This window comes from Pseudomonas sp. Pseusp9, assembly GCF_059491265.1.
In genome coordinates this window covers 4,232,683-4,247,537 of sequence record NZ_CP168500.1, presented here as the reverse complement: position 1 = coordinate 4,247,537, position 14,855 = coordinate 4,232,683, and the positions used below count along the sequence as shown (strand labels likewise).

15 protein-coding genes and 1 pseudogene are annotated in these 14,855 nt (G+C 62.3%); 12 read left to right on the top strand and 4 right to left on the bottom strand.

Annotation, left to right across the window (positions count from 1 at the left end; all coding sequences use genetic code 11):
• Positions 1 to 85 precede the first annotated feature (85 nt).
• Together ACEN8E_RS19115 and ACEN8E_RS19110 are read left to right on the top strand one after the other, a co-directional pair.
• On the top strand, positions 86 to 661 hold the full coding sequence (locus ACEN8E_RS19115; protein ID WP_495589458.1) for a flavodoxin family protein: 576 nt from the start codon (positions 86 to 88) through the stop codon (positions 659 to 661).
• Between the two features lie 36 nt (positions 662 to 697).
• Positions 698 to 1,522: an alpha/beta fold hydrolase gene (locus tag ACEN8E_RS19110; RefSeq protein WP_495589457.1), complete on the top strand. Its 825-nt coding sequence runs from the start codon at positions 698 to 700 to the stop codon at positions 1,520 to 1,522.
• Here ACEN8E_RS19110 and ACEN8E_RS19105 read toward each other — a convergent pair.
• On the bottom strand, positions 1,512 to 1,973 hold the full coding sequence (locus ACEN8E_RS19105; protein ID WP_495589456.1) for a helix-turn-helix domain-containing protein: 462 nt from the start codon (positions 1,971 to 1,973) through the stop codon (positions 1,512 to 1,514). The genes ACEN8E_RS19110 and ACEN8E_RS19105 overlap by 11 nt on opposite strands.
• A gap of 160 nt (positions 1,974 to 2,133) precedes the next feature.
• On the opposite strand from ACEN8E_RS19105, the gene ACEN8E_RS19100 reads away from it, so the two are divergent.
• The 6 genes from ACEN8E_RS19100 to ACEN8E_RS19075 all read left to right on the top strand — a co-directional run bounded on the left by ACEN8E_RS19100 (position 2,134) and on the right by ACEN8E_RS19075 (position 8,603).
• On the top strand, positions 2,134 to 3,054 hold the full coding sequence (locus ACEN8E_RS19100; protein ID WP_495589455.1) for a LysR family transcriptional regulator: 921 nt from the start codon (positions 2,134 to 2,136) through the stop codon (positions 3,052 to 3,054).
• An 827-nt stretch (positions 3,055 to 3,881) separates the two neighbouring features.
• Positions 3,882 to 4,298, top strand: a complete 417-nt coding sequence (locus ACEN8E_RS19095) for a DoxX family protein (protein WP_495589454.1) — start codon at positions 3,882 to 3,884, stop codon at positions 4,296 to 4,298.
• The gene (locus ACEN8E_RS19090; protein ID WP_495589453.1) at positions 4,291 to 4,899 is read left to right on the top strand and encodes an antibiotic biosynthesis monooxygenase; all 609 of its coding nucleotides are present in this window, start codon (positions 4,291 to 4,293) and stop codon (positions 4,897 to 4,899) included. The genes ACEN8E_RS19095 and ACEN8E_RS19090 overlap by 8 nt, the downstream gene beginning before the upstream one ends.
• Positions 4,899 to 6,737, top strand: coding sequence for an amidohydrolase (locus ACEN8E_RS19085; protein WP_495589452.1), 1,839 nt, complete (start codon positions 4,899 to 4,901; stop codon positions 6,735 to 6,737). Before ACEN8E_RS19090 ends, ACEN8E_RS19085 begins: the two co-directional genes overlap by 1 nt.
• 64 nt (positions 6,738 to 6,801) lie before the next feature.
• Entirely contained in the window at positions 6,802 to 7,428 is a 627-nt protein-coding gene (ycaC, locus tag ACEN8E_RS19080) for an isochorismate family cysteine hydrolase YcaC (RefSeq protein WP_322618121.1), read from the top strand.
• A gap of 278 nt (positions 7,429 to 7,706) precedes the next feature.
• Positions 7,707 to 8,603, top strand: a complete 897-nt coding sequence (locus tag ACEN8E_RS19075) for a LysR family transcriptional regulator (protein ID WP_495589451.1) — start codon at positions 7,707 to 7,709, stop codon at positions 8,601 to 8,603.
• Between the two features lie 90 nt (positions 8,604 to 8,693).
• Here ACEN8E_RS19075 and ACEN8E_RS19070 read toward each other — a convergent pair whose 3' ends face one another.
• The 3 genes from ACEN8E_RS19070 to gspG form a co-directional block, all read right to left on the bottom strand.
• Positions 8,694 to 9,269 carry a hypothetical protein gene (locus tag ACEN8E_RS19070; protein ID WP_495589450.1) on the bottom strand — a complete coding sequence of 192 codons (576 nt, stop codon included), beginning with the start codon at positions 9,267 to 9,269 and terminating at the stop codon, positions 8,694 to 8,696.
• A 154-nt stretch (positions 9,270 to 9,423) separates the two neighbouring features.
• Complete coding sequence (locus tag ACEN8E_RS19065; RefSeq protein WP_495589449.1) at positions 9,424 to 10,611, bottom strand: type II secretion system F family protein; 1,188 nt, start codon at positions 10,609 to 10,611, stop codon at positions 9,424 to 9,426.
• Between the two features lie 14 nt (positions 10,612 to 10,625).
• The gene (gene gspG, locus ACEN8E_RS19060) at positions 10,626 to 11,060 is read right to left on the bottom strand and encodes a type II secretion system major pseudopilin GspG (protein WP_495589448.1); all 435 of its coding nucleotides are present in this window, start codon (positions 11,058 to 11,060) and stop codon (positions 10,626 to 10,628) included.
• Positions 11,061 to 11,255: 195 nt separating this feature from the next.
• On the opposite strand from gspG, the gene ACEN8E_RS19055 reads away from it, so the two are divergent.
• From ACEN8E_RS19055 to ACEN8E_RS19040, 4 genes and pseudogenes are all read left to right on the top strand, one after another.
• Positions 11,256 to 11,864, top strand: a complete 609-nt coding sequence (locus ACEN8E_RS19055; protein ID WP_495589447.1) for a lytic transglycosylase domain-containing protein — start codon at positions 11,256 to 11,258, stop codon at positions 11,862 to 11,864.
• A 458-nt stretch (positions 11,865 to 12,322) separates the two neighbouring features.
• Positions 12,323 to 12,976, top strand: coding sequence for an SCO family protein (locus ACEN8E_RS19050; protein WP_495589446.1), 654 nt, complete (start codon positions 12,323 to 12,325; stop codon positions 12,974 to 12,976).
• 11 nt (positions 12,977 to 12,987) lie between these two features.
• Positions 12,988 to 13,260, top strand: a pseudogene (locus ACEN8E_RS19045) (SCO family protein); the annotation flags it as partial.
• A 36-nt stretch (positions 13,261 to 13,296) separates the two neighbouring features.
• Positions 13,297 to 14,847, top strand: coding sequence for a cytochrome c/ABC transporter substrate-binding protein (locus ACEN8E_RS19040; protein ID WP_495593354.1), 1,551 nt, complete (start codon positions 13,297 to 13,299; stop codon positions 14,845 to 14,847).
• Positions 14,848 to 14,855 lie beyond the last annotated feature (8 nt).

Below are 14,855 nucleotides of genomic sequence, written 5' to 3'. Positions count from 1 at the left end.
TCGCGAAAGCGGTGTGCCAGTCACTGCTCATGCTGAAGGTGACACTGCCTTCGCGAGCAGGCTCGCTCCCACAGAGGGCAGTGCAATGAGCAACGTGGTGGTGGTCTATCACAGTGGCTACGGGCACACCCGGGTCATGGCCGAAGCCGTGGCCGGTGGCGTGGAACGGCACCTGGGCAGCACCTGCCAGTTGATTGCGGTCGAGGAAGTGCACGAGCACTGGGAACGCCTGCACAACGCCGATGCGATTATCTTCGGCGCGCCGACCTACATGGGCAGCGCCTCGGCGGCCTTCAAGGCGTTCATGGAGGCCACGGCGGCGTTCTACCTGGCCCAGCCCTGGCGCGACAAACTTGCCGCGGGCTTCACCAATTCCGGCTGCCTGTGCGGCGACAAACTCAACACCTTGCTGCAGATGGCGGTGTTCGCCGCCCAGCACTCGATGATCTGGGTCGGCCTCGACCTGCTGCCGGCGCGCTCCAGCACCGGCGCGTTCAACGGCCAACTCAATCGTTTGGGCAGCTCACTGGGCGCCATGGCCCAGTCGAATGTCGAGCAATCCCCCGACGACGCCCCTCCACCCGAGGATCGCTGCACCGCCGCGCACCTGGGCGAGCGTGTGGCGCGCCTGGCGGATCGCATGAAGCAACCACCGGTTTGATCCACCCCCCAAACCCTCGTTAAGGAGACATCACCCATGAGCACTTTTACTACCCGCGATGGCGTCGAGATTTACTACAAGGACTGGGGCACCGGTCAGCCGATTGTCTTCAGTCACGGCTGGCCATTGAACGCTGACAGCTGGGAGTCGCAGATGATCTTCCTGGCCTCCAAGGGCTACCGGGTGATCGCCCACGACCGTCGTGGCCATGGGCGTTCCAGCCAGCCGTGGTCGGGCAATGACATGGACCATTACGCCGACGACCTGGCGCAGTTGATCGAGCTGCTCGATCTGCAAGACGCCGTGCTGTTCGGTTTCTCCACCGGCGGTGGCGAGGTGGCGCGATACATCGGTCGCCACGGCACCGGACGCGTGGCCAAGGCCGGTCTGATTTCCGCCGTGCCGCCCCTGATGCTCAAGACCGAAGCCAACCCCGGCGGCTTGCCGCTGGAGGTGTTCGACGGCATCCGCCAGGCCTCCCTGGCCGATCGCTCGCAGCTGTACATCGACCTCGCCAGCGGCCCGTTCTTCGGCTTCAACAAACCTGACGCCAAACCGTCCCAGGGCATGATCGACTGGTTCTGGATGCAGGGCATGATGGCCGGCCACAAGAACGCCTATGACTGCATCAAGGCGTTCTCGGAAACCGACTTCACCGAAGACCTGAAGAAGTTCGACGTACCGACCCTGGTGGTCCATGGCGACGCGGATCAGGTCGTGCCGTACGAGGCGGCGGGCGTCTCCAGCGCCAAACTGGTGAAGGGCTCGACCCTGAAGATCTACCCGGGTGCCCCTCACGGCTTGACTGACACCCATAAGGATCAGCTCAACGCGGATCTGCTGGCGTTCCTCAAGGGGTGATACCCGACTGAAGGATCGCAGGTGCAGCCTGCGATCTTTTGCCCATCGACGAGGTACCGCGAACAAACTGACAGCGCCAGGCAAACGGGTTGATGCCTTCGCTGCGGGTGAAGATGTGGCAGAAGTGCGCCTGATCGCAGAAGCCGCACTCGAGGCTGATCTGCGTCAGGCTCATGTCGGTGTACTGGATCAATTGCTTGGCCAGGGTGATGCGTTGCCGGCGAATCCAGTCCTGCGGCGAGAGGCCGGTGCTGCACTTGAAGGCACGGGAGAAGTGACTGCGCGAGAGGGCGCAGGCCTGTGCCAGTTCGGTGACTTCAAGGCTGTCGCCGAGGCGTTCGAGGATCAGTTGTTTAACCAGTTTTTCGCGCTGCGGGCTGAGGCCGCCGGTGCTTTTCTTTGGCGCAGGCGTGAATGACGCAGCGGCGGCATTTTGCTGAACGTGAGCCATGATGAGTGTCCGTGTCGGTAGGCTTCATTTTTGGACCCGAAGGCTCTGGCTTGCGAGTTAATCGTTGTTAATTCCTCGTTCATCGCGGGACGACCCGGGTAAAGTCAGACACACTTCTCATCCTCGCGTTTAGCCCAATTCACACAAGGAAACCGTGCTTATGAACCGTAACGATCTGCGGCGCGTCGACATGAACCTGCTGGTGATTTTCGAAGCCCTGATGTTCGAAAAGAACCTGACCCGCGTCGCGGAAAAACTGTTCATGGGGCAGCCGGCGGTGAGTGCCGCCCTGGGGCGTTTGCGCGATCTGTTCGACGATCCGTTGCTGCTGCGCAACGGTCGCGGTATGGAACCGACGGCGCGCGCGTTGGCGATTCTCAAGGAGCTGCAGCCGGCGATGGACACCATTTCCGGTGCGGTCAGCCGGGCCAGGGAATTCGATCCGGCGACCAGTGGCGATGTGTTCCGCATCGGGCTGTCGGACGATGCCGAGTTCGGCTTGTTTCCACCGTTGTTGCGCCAGTTGCAAGAGGAAGCACCGGGCATCGTCGTGGTCGTGCGGCGGGCCAATTACCTGTTGATGCCGGCGCTGCTGGCGTCGGGGGAGATCTCGGTGGGTGTGAGCTACACCACGGATCTGCCGGCCAATGCCAAGCGCAGGAAGCTGCGCGATATTCCCTGCAAGGTGCTGCGTGGCGATACCCGGCCGGGGACGCTGACCCTGGACGAATACTGTGAGCGGCCCCATGCGATGGTGTCGTTCTCGGGGGACTTGAGCGGCAATATCGATCTGGATCTGGCGAAGGTCGGGCGTAGTCGTCGGGTGGTGTTGGGGGTGCCGCAGTTCAGTGGGTTGCGGGCGTTGCTCGCGGGGACCGAGATGATTGCCACTGTGCCGGATTATGCGGCGTGCGCGTTGGTGGAGGGGTGTGGGTTGCGGGCTGAGGATCCGCCGTTCGAGATCGAGGCGGCGCAGTTGTCGATGGCCTGGAGCGGGGTGCATGACAATGATCCGGCGGAGCGGTGGCTGCGGTCGCGGATCAGTCAGTTCATGTCTGTGGCTTTGGATATTCCCTCCTGATTGTGTACATATCCGTTTCGTTGGTAACGGCGGCTGGCGGTTTCGCCCTGACGGCGACTCACTTTTTTTGACAAACGCCTCAAAAAAAGTAAGCAAAAAAAACGCTCGCCCCGAACGTCCGGCCCCTCGCCAGGGCTCAGGGTTCCTTCGCTCCGGTATTCATCCGGGGGCATTGCCCTCCGGTCGGCTGCGCTCGACCTACATGCAATGAGTTCGACTGCGTCGAACGGCGCTGCGCGCCATTCCCCGGATGAACACCTCCACTCAGCCTGCCGAGGGGGCGGGTGGATCAAGCTCGCTCCTACAGGGAAACGCGTTCAATTGCGATCAGGCCGGCCGGTAGGCCGCCTCGCTTTTGCTTTTGCTTTTGCTTTTGATTTTCTTGCCCCCTCGAGAGGCCGAGTGGAGGTTCTGCGCAGTGGGCAACCCGGCATGGATGCCGGGTTAGCCGCGTACGGCCAGGGATGGCCGATCGCGGCGGGCCCACGGAGCAGGACCGGAGCGAGGGAATGCCGAGCCTTGGCGAGGCACCGAACGTCAGGGGCAAGAGCCCTTGGTTACTTGGGGCTCTTCCAAGTAACCCGCTGTAAAAGCGGAACCGTTAGTGGCCGTTGCCGCAGCAACGGATATGTACACAGAAAACGTCACCCACCACAAAGCCTTCGCGAGCAGGCTCGCTCTCACAGGGATCTGCATCGCTGGGCAGTTCTCAGCCCACATTGCAAACAGAGCACGTACATTCAATTTTTCCTTCCCCCGTCCCGGCAGTATCAAATCCTGTCCCGGCGCCTCGTCGCCGGTGGTTTTTCATTTGTGCGGGGTAGGCCATGGACGCTTCGCGACTTGATGATCGGGCGCAAGACTGGGGGCTGCTGTTCCTGCGGGTCAGCGGCGGGTTGTTCCTGTTGTGGGTCCATGGTTTGCCCAAGCTGCTGCACTACAGTGCCGAGTTGCAAAACATCGAAGACCCTTTCCATCTGGGCGCGAACCTGACGCTGATGCTGGCGATATTCGCCGAGGTCGCGTGCCCGCTGCTGATCGTCGCCGGGTTACTGGTGCGTCTGGCATGTTTGCCTATTCTGTTTCTGCTGTGGGTGTCGATGTTGATCGTGCATCCGCAGTGGACACTCTTCGAAGGCCAGTTCGGCTGGCTGCTGTTGATTGTGTTCAGCAGTATTTTCATCGCCGGGCCGGGACGCCTGGCGCTCAATGTTCGTTTCGCCGGAGTCTTGCGTTATGTCTGAATCCAATCGCCGTGAGTCGGCAAGTCCGGGGCCCGATGAGGTGGTGACGCTGATCGTCAAACACCGGGTCAAGGCCGGTTTCGAGGTGCCTTATGCCGCCTGGCTGCGCAACATCGTCAAGGTGGCCGCGCAGAACGTCGGGCACCTGGGCGTGGATGTGGTGCGCGGCAAGAACGCCGGTCTCGACACCTACACCTGCGTGCTGCGTTTTTGCTCCACCGAGGCGATGCAGAACTGGCTCGATTCGCCGCAGCGCCAGGCGCTGGTCGAAGAAGCCGCGCCGATGCTGGCCGATGGCGACCAGACCGAGGTCAATCCGCTCAACGAGTTCTGGTTCTCGCCCCAGACCGAAGCCGGCACACCGCCGCCGCGCTGGAAGCAGTCCGTGGTGACGCTGCTGGTGATCCTGCCGCACACCTTGCTGGTGCCGCTGATCTGGGGGCCGCTGCTGCGGCTCAACGCATTTCTCTCCAACTACGTGGTTGCCACGTTCCTGATCACCCTGACCATCGTGCTGTCGGTGGTCTACCTGTTCATGCCCATGGCGACGCGCCTGTTCGCGCCCTGGCTGTCTCCCGCCCCTTCGCACGAGGAACCGTGATGAACGCCGATCTGATTCTGTTCAATGGTCAATTCCATACCGTTGACCGCGAAAAACCGCTCGCCAGTGCCGTAGCGATCAGCGACGGGCGTTTCGTCGCGGTCGGCAACGATGCGCAAGCCATGGCCCTGCGTGGCGCGAACACCCAGGTGATCGACCTCAAGGGCCGTTGTGTGATCCCCGGGCTCAACGACTCGCACTTGCACCTGATCCGTGGTGGCCTGAACTACAACCTTGAACTGCGTTGGGAGGGTGTGCCGTCACTGGCCGATGCCTTGCGCATGCTCAAGGATCAGGCGGACCGCACGCCGACGCCGCAGTGGGTGCGGGTGGTCGGCGGCTGGAACGAATTCCAGTTCGCCGAAAAGCGCATGCCGACCTTGGCCGAGCTCAATCAGGCAGCGCCGGACACGCCGGTGTTCGTGTTGCACCTGTACGATCGCGCCTTGCTCAACCGCGCCGCGCTGCGTGTAGCCGGTTACACCCGCGACACGCCGAACCCGCCGGGTGGCGAGATCGTGCGTGACGCCAATGGCGAGCCGACCGGCATGCTGGTGGCACGGCCTAACGCGATGATTCTGTACTCGACGCTGGCCAAGGGGCCGAAGCTGCCGCTGGAGTATCAGGTCAACTCGACCCGTCAGTTCATGCGCGAACTCAATCGCCTGGGCCTCACCAGCGCCATCGATGCCGGCGGCGGTTTCCAGAACTATCCGGACGATTACCAGGTGATCGAGCAGCTGGCCAAGGACGGGCAACTGACCGTGCGCATCGCCTATAACCTGTTCACCCAGAAACCGAAGGAAGAGCTGACCGACTTCAAGAACTGGACCGGCAGCGTGAAGCTGCACCAGGGCGACGATTTCCTGCGGCACAACGGCGCCGGGGAAATGCTGGTGTTCTCGGCGGCGGACTTCGAAGACTTCCTCGAGCCGCGCCCGGACTTGCCGCAAACCATGGAAGCCGAACTGGAGCCCGTGGTGCGCCATCTGGTCGAGCAACGCTGGCCGTTCCGTCTGCACGCGACTTACAACGAATCCATCAGCCGCATGCTCGATGTGTTCGAGAAGGTCAACCGCGACATTCCGTTCAACGGCTTGCCGTGGTTTTTCGACCACGCCGAAACCATCACCCCGCAGAACATCGAGCGGGTGAGGGCGCTGGGGGGCGGCATTGCGATTCAGGATCGCATGGCGTTCCAGGGTGAATATTTCGTCGACCGCTACGGCAAGCAGGCCGCCGAAGCCACGCCGCCGATCAGGCGCATGCTCGCCGAAGGCGTGCCGGTCGGTGCGGGTACCGACGCCACCCGAGTCTCCAGCTACAACCCATGGACCTCGCTGTACTGGATGGTCAGCGGCCGTACCGTCGGCGGTCTGGCGCTGTACGAGGAAGGTTTGCCGCGCACCACGGCACTGGAGCTGTTCACCCACGGCAGCGCCTGGTTCTCGTCGGAACAGGGCAACAAAGGCCAGATCAAGGTCGGGCAACTGGCGGACCTGGCCGCACTGAGCGCGGACTTCTTCAGCGTCGAGGAAGAAGCGATCAAGTGGATCGAGTCGGTACTGACCGTGGTCGGCGGCAAGATTGTCTACGGTGCCGGCGACTTCGAAAAACTCGGGCCTGTCAGCCTGCCGGTGCTGCCGGACTGGTCGCCGGTGGCAAAGGTTCCAGGACACTGGCGGCCGAACGCGCTGCTGCAGGCGCAGGTTCACCAGTGCAGCGGCCCGTGCGCCGTGCATACCCACAGCCACGAGAAGGCCCGTATGTCGAACGTGCCGGTGAGTGACTTCGCCGGTTTCTGGGGCGCCTTCGGCTGTTCCTGCTTCGCGTTCTGAGTCTCAACCAAGCGTCAGCCATCGTGGTCGACGCTTCACCTCACCACCCTCCGAGGAGTTTCAAATGAGCAACGTTCCTTACAAACGCCTGAACAAAGACGATGCCGTTGTGCTGCTGGTCGACCACCAGACCGGTCTGATCTCGCTGGTACAGGATTTCTCGCCCAACGAGTTCAAGAACAACGTGCTGGCGCTGGGCGACATCGCCAAGTTCTTCAAGCTGCCAACCATTCTCACCACCAGTTTCGACAGCGGCCCGAACGGCCCGATCGTGCCGGAGCTCAAGGCGCAGTTCCCGGACGCGCCGTTCATTGCCCGTCCAGGCCAGATCAATGCCTGGGACAACGAGGATTTCGTCAAGGCGATCAAGGCTACCGGCCGCAAGCAACTGATCATCGCCGGTGTGGTGACCGACGTGTGCGTGGCGTTCCCGACCCTGTCGGCCATTGCCGAAGGCTTTGACGTGTTTGTGGTGACCGATGCTTCCGGCACCTTCAACACCACCGTGCAACAAGCGGCCTGGGCGCGCATGTCGGCCGCCGGCGCGCAACTGCTGAACTGGTTCTCCGTGGCCTGCGAGCTGCAAGGCGACTGGCGCAACGACATGGAAGGCCTGGCCAACCTGCTGTCGGAACGCCTGCCGAACTACCGCAACCTGATCAACAGCTACACGAAATTTACCGCCAAGTAAGTGCAAAACCTGTGGGAGCGAGCCTGCTTGCGAAGGCGGTGTGTCAGATGACATCAATGTCGCTGATATCCCCTCTTCGCGAGCAGGCTCGCTCCCACAAGGTCAGTGCCTGAGCGTTGTTCAGCGACTCTGCAATCACCCCGCAAAACCGCCTTTCCTGACAGCCGCCACAGATAATCCCTGCACCACACCACACCGCACCTTGAACGCAGATTTACAGGGTGTCCGGTAGAGGGAAAGCGGCTATAAAGTGTCTGACTGTCAACCGGGAAGTGACAATGAACCCCTTCGAAGATATGCGTATTTTTTGCCAGGTGATGGACTCCGGCAGCTTCACTTCCGCCGCCGATCAGCTCGGCCTGTCCAAGCAGTTTGTCAGCCGCCGCTTGATGCAACTTGAAGAGCGCCTGGGGGTGCGTTTGCTCAATCGTTCGACCCGGCGCCTGGATGTCACGCCGCTGGGGCAAAGCTATTACGAGTCGGCCTTGCGCCTGCTCAGTGAAGTCGAACAAGTGGAACAGGGCATTGCCGGCCAGACCACCGAGCCACGGGGGACCATTCGTGTGAGCGCGCCGCTGTCGTTTGCGCTGGCGCATCTGGGGTGCCTGCTGCCGGTGTTTTTGCAACGCTATCGCGACGTGACGGTGGAGATGGATTTGAGCGACCGGCCAGTGGATTTGCTGGGGGAGGGCTACGACCTGGCGTTGCGCATCGGCACGCTCGAGGACTCGACGTTGATTGCCCGGCGGATCGCGTCGATCCAGCGGGTGTATTGCGCCAGCCCGGCGTACCTGGCCGAACGCGGTACACCGCTAAAACCTGAGGATTTGTACGGTCATGACTGTCTGCCGTACGGCCATGGTCGACAGGTGCAATGGCGTTTTGCGGGGCAGGGCAAGCCGCTGACGGTCAATGTCAGCGGGCGGATGCGGGTCAACAATGGCGAGCTGCTCAAGGATGCGGCCATCGCCGGGCTGGGGATTACGTATTTGCCGACGTTCATTGTCGGTTCGGCACTGAAGGACGGACGGCTGGTGCAAGTGCTGGCGGATTTCCGGCCGGACGCGCTGACGTTGTCTGCGGTGTATCCGCAACACCGGCAGAGCTCGCGGCCGGTGCAGGCGCTGGTCGAGTTCTTGCGCGAGCGGCTGGATCGGGTTGAGGGCGGGGTGTAAAAAACGCAGAGTGCCTGACCCAAACGAACCTGCGGGAGCGCCGGTATGACGCTCCCACAGGGTTTTGTGTTGTATGGGAATCAGCGGGGGTCAGGTCCTTTTGTCATCGCCGGGCTGGGCATGGACACCGCGTTTATCCCCTGGCTGGGCATGGACGCCTCGGTCATCGCCGACTTCTCCGTTGGCATGGACTCCGCGGTCATCGCCGACTTCGCCATTGGCATGAACGCCACGATCGTCGCCGACTTCACCCGCCCGATGCACGCCACGGTCATCCCCGGGTTCATCATGGGTGCCGCTGCGTCCTGAGGACGAGGCCGATCCGGAGTGACCCGAACCGCTGTTGGCACTGCCATGGCCGCTGTTGCTGCCATGGTCGCCACCGTGGCCACTGCCTCCACTGTTGCCGCCACCGCCGCCGCCACCACTGCCGCCACCGCCACTGCCGCCACCGCCACTGCCGCCGCCGCCACCGCCGCCACCGCCGCCACCGCCGCCACCGCCGCCACCGCCGCCACCGCCACTGCCGCCACCACCCCCACCGCCACTACCCCCTTCCTTGGCCTGAGCACTGGATACCCCGGACAGGTGGTCAGGAATCAGTACGGTAGACGCCGACAGAACCGCGCCAATAGCTACTGCCAATAAAAGCTTATTGATGTGCATGTCGTTCTCCGTCTCTTATTCAGATTGGAACGTTGATGAACATTGCTACGTGCTGCTTTCTTCCCATGGGAGCTTCTTAAACACCTCGCTGTGCTGATTTATTCAATTGCACGTTGTAGACATTCGACGGGCAGCGTTGCCTTTCTCCATAACGTCAGTGAATGCTTGAGGCCAGTTCGAAAATCGGGATGTACATCAGGATCACGATCACCCCGATCAACAGGCCGATAAACGTCATGAGCAATGGTTCGAACAGCCGCACGAACCATTCGATCCAGCGGCTGATTTCTTCGTCGTAGAAGTCGGCGCTGCGCTCCATCATCTGCCCGAGGTTGCCGGACTGTTCGCCGGCGCGCAGCAGGCGCAGGGACACGGGGGTCACCAGGTGATTGAGTTCCAGCGCGGTAGAGAGTGACTGCCCCTCGCGCACCCGGTCGCAGGCCTGGTCGAGGCGCGAGCGGGAGGCGACGGTGAGCAAGCCACGGACCATGCCCATGGCGGTGACCAGGGGAATGCCGCCTTGCAGCAGAATCCCCAGCGAACGGTAGAAGCGCGCCAGTTCATACATGAAGATGCGCTGGTGCACCGCGGGAAGTTTTTCGATCAGGCGGTCCAGCCCCCGACGAAAGGCCGGTTGGCGCTGGAGCAGGGCGAGGGCGACGATGATGGCCAGCAGGCCGCCGAAGAATTCGCCCTGGTGGGCGTGAAGGAACATGCCGCTGCTCATCAGGATCTGCGACATCCATGGCAGGTTCGACCCCAGCCCTTCGAACACCAGGCTGAAGCGCGGTACGACGTAGCCCATCAAAAACAACACCACGCCACCGCCCACCACCAGCAACAGCATGGGGTAGATCGACGCGCTGACGATCTTCTGGCGGACCTCGTCCATGCGCTGGCGATAGCTCACATATCGGCCCAGGGCATCGCCCACGGCACCGGTCTTTTCACTGGACTGCACCAGCGCAACGTACAAAGGCGGGAAAACCGCCGAGAGCTGACCCAGAGCCTGGGAAAACGATTTGCCCTCGTACAGCAAGCGCACCAGCTCGCTCAGGGTTTTGCGGGCCTGCGGCGCGGTTTCTTTTTCCGCCAGGCTTTCCAGCGCATCGATCAACGGCAGGCCGGCGTTGAGCAATGTGGTCAGCTCCTGACTGAACAACACCAGGTTGAACGTTTCGCGCTTGTTCAGGCGCAAGGCCCGCCAATGCCGCTCGGCGTGCAGGCTGACGACGCGCAGGCCCTGGTCTTCGGCGATGCGCCTGGCTTCGCTGTGCCCCGGGGCCTCGACGGTCATTGACACGACACCTGCCTTGCCGACGGCTTTGAGATGAAAGCGCATGGTCGCCATTCCCGTCAGTTCCAGTTGGTGACTTCGGCGTTCTCGCCTTCACCGCCGGGTTGTCCATCCTTGCCCATGGACAACAGGTCGTACTCGCTGTTTTCACCGGGGTAGCGATAGGTGTAGTTGTGGCCCCACGGGTCTAGCGGGAGTTTTTTCTGCAGGTATGGGCCGGTCCAGTGCGGTTCGTCGGCGGGGGCAGTGACCAGCGCCTGCAAACCCTGTTCGGTCGACGGGTAATGGCCGACCTCCAGGCGATAAAGGTCCAGGGCTTTGCTCAAGCCTTCTATTTGCGCCTTGGCCACTTTCACTTCGGAACGGCCCAATTGGGCGAAATACTTCGGCGCCACGATGCCGGCCAACAACCCCAGCACCACCAGCACCACCAACAGTTCGAGCAGGGTGAACCCGCGTTGGGTCCGCCGGGCATAACACAGTCGCTGAATCATGATGACCTCACACAGTCGGCGGCACAGTTGCCATTTATAAGCATGCAATTGCCATGCTCACGTTTGGTGATCCTCCTGCACCCCCCGAGTTACGGGCCTTCTCACTTACGGCACAGTGCTTGCGTATGGCTGATTCACGACTGGCCATTGGGGCAATGCCCCCATTTTTCGGGGCCGGTAAGGGGAGGTATAACAATGAAATCACTCACCACCGGGTTGCTGGGTCTGCTTGTGTTGACCGGCGCCGCACAGGCTGATGTGTTTGTTTCCGTGGACGCCAATGGCAGCTACGTCCTGTCCAATGTCCACCGCCCTGGACGCCACTATGAACGGGTGATCCATGAGCCCGAGGCGGCGGTCGTCAGCCTCGACCGGCAACCGCAGATGATCGCCGCGCAACCCTACGCCGAGCTGGTGTCGGCGGCGGCCACGGCCAACGAGCTCCCGGCGGCGCTGCTGCACGCCGTGATCAAGACCGAATCGCGCTACAACGCCCGCGCCACTTCACCCAGGGGTGCTCGCGGGCTGATGCAGTTGATGCCCAACACTGCCCGCGAAATGGGCGTGACCAACGTCTACGACCCCAAGGCCAATATCCAGGGCGGTGCCCGCTATCTCAAGCGCCTGATGACGATGTTCGACAATGACATCCGCCTCGCCGTGGCGGCCTACAACGCTGGTCCGCAAGCGGTGCTCAGTCGGGGCAACGTGGTCCCGCCGTTCGCCGAAACCCAGCGTTATGTGCCCAACGTGCTGAACCAGTACCGGCGTTTGCAGGGGTTGTCCGCGGATGCGCCGCTGTGATCGAAACCACCAGGCGGTTTTCCCCAATAGTGGGGAATAGCGCCCCCAGCGAGAAAGTGGGGGATTGGGTGGGGAATACCCCCCCTATTTATCAAGTCTTTATTATAACTGGATGATTAGTAACGTAATTTTTTGTGGCATGCGGATTGCTCTGGACGAATTATCGAGAAGCTCACCCCGGATGATCCGCTACGAGGCCCGAGACCATGATCGGCATATCCCGCGCCCCGTCCCTGATTGATTTGATGTTGTTGGCATCGATGCCCGGCATCGGGATTGCCGGCGCAGCTGTACGTCGCGAGCGCAGGCGACGGTATTCATGAAGCCGCGGTGACCCTTGTCCAGAACGGTGCCTGGTATTGCACGTGCGGGCGGCGTCCCTCGGTTCGAGTTTCGACGACAAGACCATTGCCAGCGTTCGGGTCATACCCGGCGATACCCACCAAGAGGAAGCTGACATGAACCGATTCGCACATCGCGGCCTGTTGACGTTCTGTCTGTTGACCATCGGTAGCGGGCAGGCGCTGGCTCACTCGTCGGATGAACATGCCGGGCACGACATGGCAGCCGGGAAGGCCAGTCCGGAGACTGCCCGGATCAAGTTTGCCGACGTGGACCTGCTGGATCAGGACGGCAAGGTCGTCAGTCTGGAAAAAGACCTGGTGAGGCACAAGATCGTGGTCATGGGCTTCATCTACACCAGTTGCACCACGGTCTGCCCGATGGTGTCCTCGATCATGGGCAAGGTGCAGAAGCAGTTGGGTGCGCGGGTCGGCACTGAGGTGCAACTGGTGTCGATCAGCATCGACCCGCAGCGTGATGATCCCCAGCGCCTGAGTGACTACGCCCGCACCTTCCAGGCTGGGCCTGGCTGGAGCTGGCTGACCGGTTCGCCGCAGTCGGTCGATGCCACCCTCAAGGGGCTCGCCTACAGCGGTGACTTCAAGAATCACACGCCGCAGATTCTGGTGGGGGACGGCAACAACCGATTCTGGACCCGCTACTACGGTTTCACCGACCCGACGGAGTTGGCCCGGGCCGTCGAAAAGCTCAGTGGTGAACGCAACGTCCACGCCAAGCACACCGCCATCGCCATGGAGCATCAGCCATGAGAGCCATCGACTGGTTCGCCGACGCGCCATTGCAGGACCAGGTGGTACTGCGCAATGTGATTTTCACCCGTTGCAACGATGCTTGCCCGCTGATTGCCCGCAAGCTCGAGGAAGTACCTGAAGCGTTGGGCGACAAGGCCGACGGCATCACCGTTATCTCCCTTGCCAGTGATCCGCTGCGGGACACCCCGGCGGTACTCGAGGCTTACACCTTGAAAGAGGGCATCGATGGGCCCCACTGGTTTTTTCTTACCGGCGACAAGGCGCAAATGGACCTTGTGTTGTTGACAATGCCCGTGGCCGGCTGCTGAGCCATGGCCATTAATACTGTCCTGGTCCTTGGCCTGCTGCTCTTCGGGAGCCTTACGTTCAGCGTCCAGGCGCTGCCGCTGAGCCTCAGCGAAAGTGCCGGCAAGCGGTTGTACCGCGAAGGTGTGTCGGCCAGCGGCGAGCCGATCATGGCTCGGGTTGGCGTATCCAACATGGTGCTGCCGGCCACCCGGTTGCCATGCGCCAGTTGTCATGGCGACGACGGCCTCGGTCGCTCGGAAGGCGGGGTGGGACCACCGGACCTGAGTTGGTCGCGGCTGGCCGGCAGCCATGGCCAGCAGCGCGTCAACGGCCGCAGCTACCCGGCCTACAGCGACAGCACCCTGGCGCGGGCGGTGCAGGAGGGGCGCGACCCTGGCAACAATCGGCTCGATCCGACGATGCCACGGTTCGTGTTGTCGATGAACGATCAACGCAACCTCATGGCGTACCTCAAGCGTCTGGCCGAAGACCGCGATCCGGGCCTGGGCCCCGACAGTCTGCACCTGGGCACATTGTTGCCGAGTGCCGGGCCATTGAGCGAGGAGGGTGCCACGGTGGCGGCGGTGCTCAACGGCTGCGTGGCGCATATCAACGAGGCGGGCGGAATTCATGGCCGGCAGCTGCGCCTGACCATCCTCGACCCCGGCACCGATCGCGCCAGTGCCGAAAAGGCGCTGGACCGCCTGATTGATGAGGAGCAGGTGTTTGCCCTGATTGCACCACTGGCGCCAGCATTGGACATTGACCTTGCCGCGCGTCTGGAAGAAGCCGGCATTCCCCTGATCGGACCGCTGTCCTTGCAGGGCACGCCTCACGCCAGCCCGCAGATATTCGAACCGCTGCCGGGGCTTCGCGAGCAGTTGATCGCCCTGGCCGAATACGCCAGTGCCAGCCTGCGGGTGCTTCAGGGGCCGACGCTGATCGCCTATCCGGACGAATCCGGCCAACGGCTGGCGGCGCAGGAACTCAGCCGGTACTTGCAGGGGCATGCCTGGCAAAAGGTGCGTCTGCAAGCCTATGACCCGGCCGGAGATGAATTGCCCTTGGGGTCGCGTTCGGTGTTTTACCTGGGCAGCAGCAGCGGCTTCAGTCGACTGGCCGAGCGCTTGCAAACGGCGGGGCAGGTGCCTTATCTGTTCGCCACCTCGAACCAGGTGGCGGGCAATCTGATGAAAGTGCCCAGCGGATTTTCCCGGCGGGTGTTCCTGGCCTATCCGTTCGTGCCCAGCGACTGGACTCTGGCCGGGCGTCTGGCCCTGACCCAATTGCGCGAACATCAGGGCCTCGGTGGCCAGCACGCGGTACTGCAAGTGGGTGCGTTCAGCTCGATGATGCTGTTCAGCGAAGGCATGAAGCAGGCCGGGCGGGATGCCAGCCGGGGGAAGCTGGTCAGTGCCCTGGAAGGCTTGCGTGACTTCGATACCGGGCTGACGCCACTGATCAGCTTTGGTCCTGGGCGGCGCCTGGGCTTGAGCGGTGCCCATATCGTCACGGTGGATCTGCCGGACCAGCGCTTCTTTCTGGTGGCCCCCTATAAACCCATTGCTGCCACACCCTGACAGGAGGC

What these genes read in the sequence shown, in the direction of transcription:
- gspG (WP_495589448.1), bottom strand. Translation starts at nt 11,060, where the DNA reads ATGATTCAGCGACTGTGTTATGCCCGGCGGACCCAACGCGGGTTCACC.
- ACEN8E_RS19115 (WP_495589458.1), top strand. Translation starts at nt 86, where the DNA reads ATGAGCAACGTGGTGGTGGTCTATCACAGTGGCTACGGGCACACCCGG.
- ACEN8E_RS19105 (WP_495589456.1), bottom strand. Translation starts at nt 1,973, where the DNA reads ATGGCTCACGTTCAGCAAAATGCCGCCGCTGCGTCATTCACGCCTGCG.
- ACEN8E_RS19095 (WP_495589454.1), top strand. Translation starts at nt 3,882, where the DNA reads ATGGACGCTTCGCGACTTGATGATCGGGCGCAAGACTGGGGGCTGCTG.
- ACEN8E_RS19100 (WP_495589455.1), top strand. Translation starts at nt 2,134, where the DNA reads ATGAACCGTAACGATCTGCGGCGCGTCGACATGAACCTGCTGGTGATT.
- ACEN8E_RS19090 (WP_495589453.1), top strand. Translation starts at nt 4,291, where the DNA reads ATGTCTGAATCCAATCGCCGTGAGTCGGCAAGTCCGGGGCCCGATGAG.
- ACEN8E_RS19110 (WP_495589457.1), top strand. Translation starts at nt 698, where the DNA reads ATGAGCACTTTTACTACCCGCGATGGCGTCGAGATTTACTACAAGGAC.
- ACEN8E_RS19055 (WP_495589447.1), top strand. Translation starts at nt 11,256, where the DNA reads ATGAAATCACTCACCACCGGGTTGCTGGGTCTGCTTGTGTTGACCGGC.
- ACEN8E_RS19075 (WP_495589451.1), top strand. Translation starts at nt 7,707, where the DNA reads ATGAACCCCTTCGAAGATATGCGTATTTTTTGCCAGGTGATGGACTCC.
- ACEN8E_RS19070 (WP_495589450.1), bottom strand. Translation starts at nt 9,269, where the DNA reads ATGCACATCAATAAGCTTTTATTGGCAGTAGCTATTGGCGCGGTTCTG.
- ACEN8E_RS19050 (WP_495589446.1), top strand. Translation starts at nt 12,323, where the DNA reads ATGAACCGATTCGCACATCGCGGCCTGTTGACGTTCTGTCTGTTGACC.
- ACEN8E_RS19085 (WP_495589452.1), top strand. Translation starts at nt 4,899, where the DNA reads ATGAACGCCGATCTGATTCTGTTCAATGGTCAATTCCATACCGTTGAC.
- ACEN8E_RS19065 (WP_495589449.1), bottom strand. Translation starts at nt 10,611, where the DNA reads ATGCGCTTTCATCTCAAAGCCGTCGGCAAGGCAGGTGTCGTGTCAATG.
- ycaC (WP_322618121.1), top strand. Translation starts at nt 6,802, where the DNA reads ATGAGCAACGTTCCTTACAAACGCCTGAACAAAGACGATGCCGTTGTG.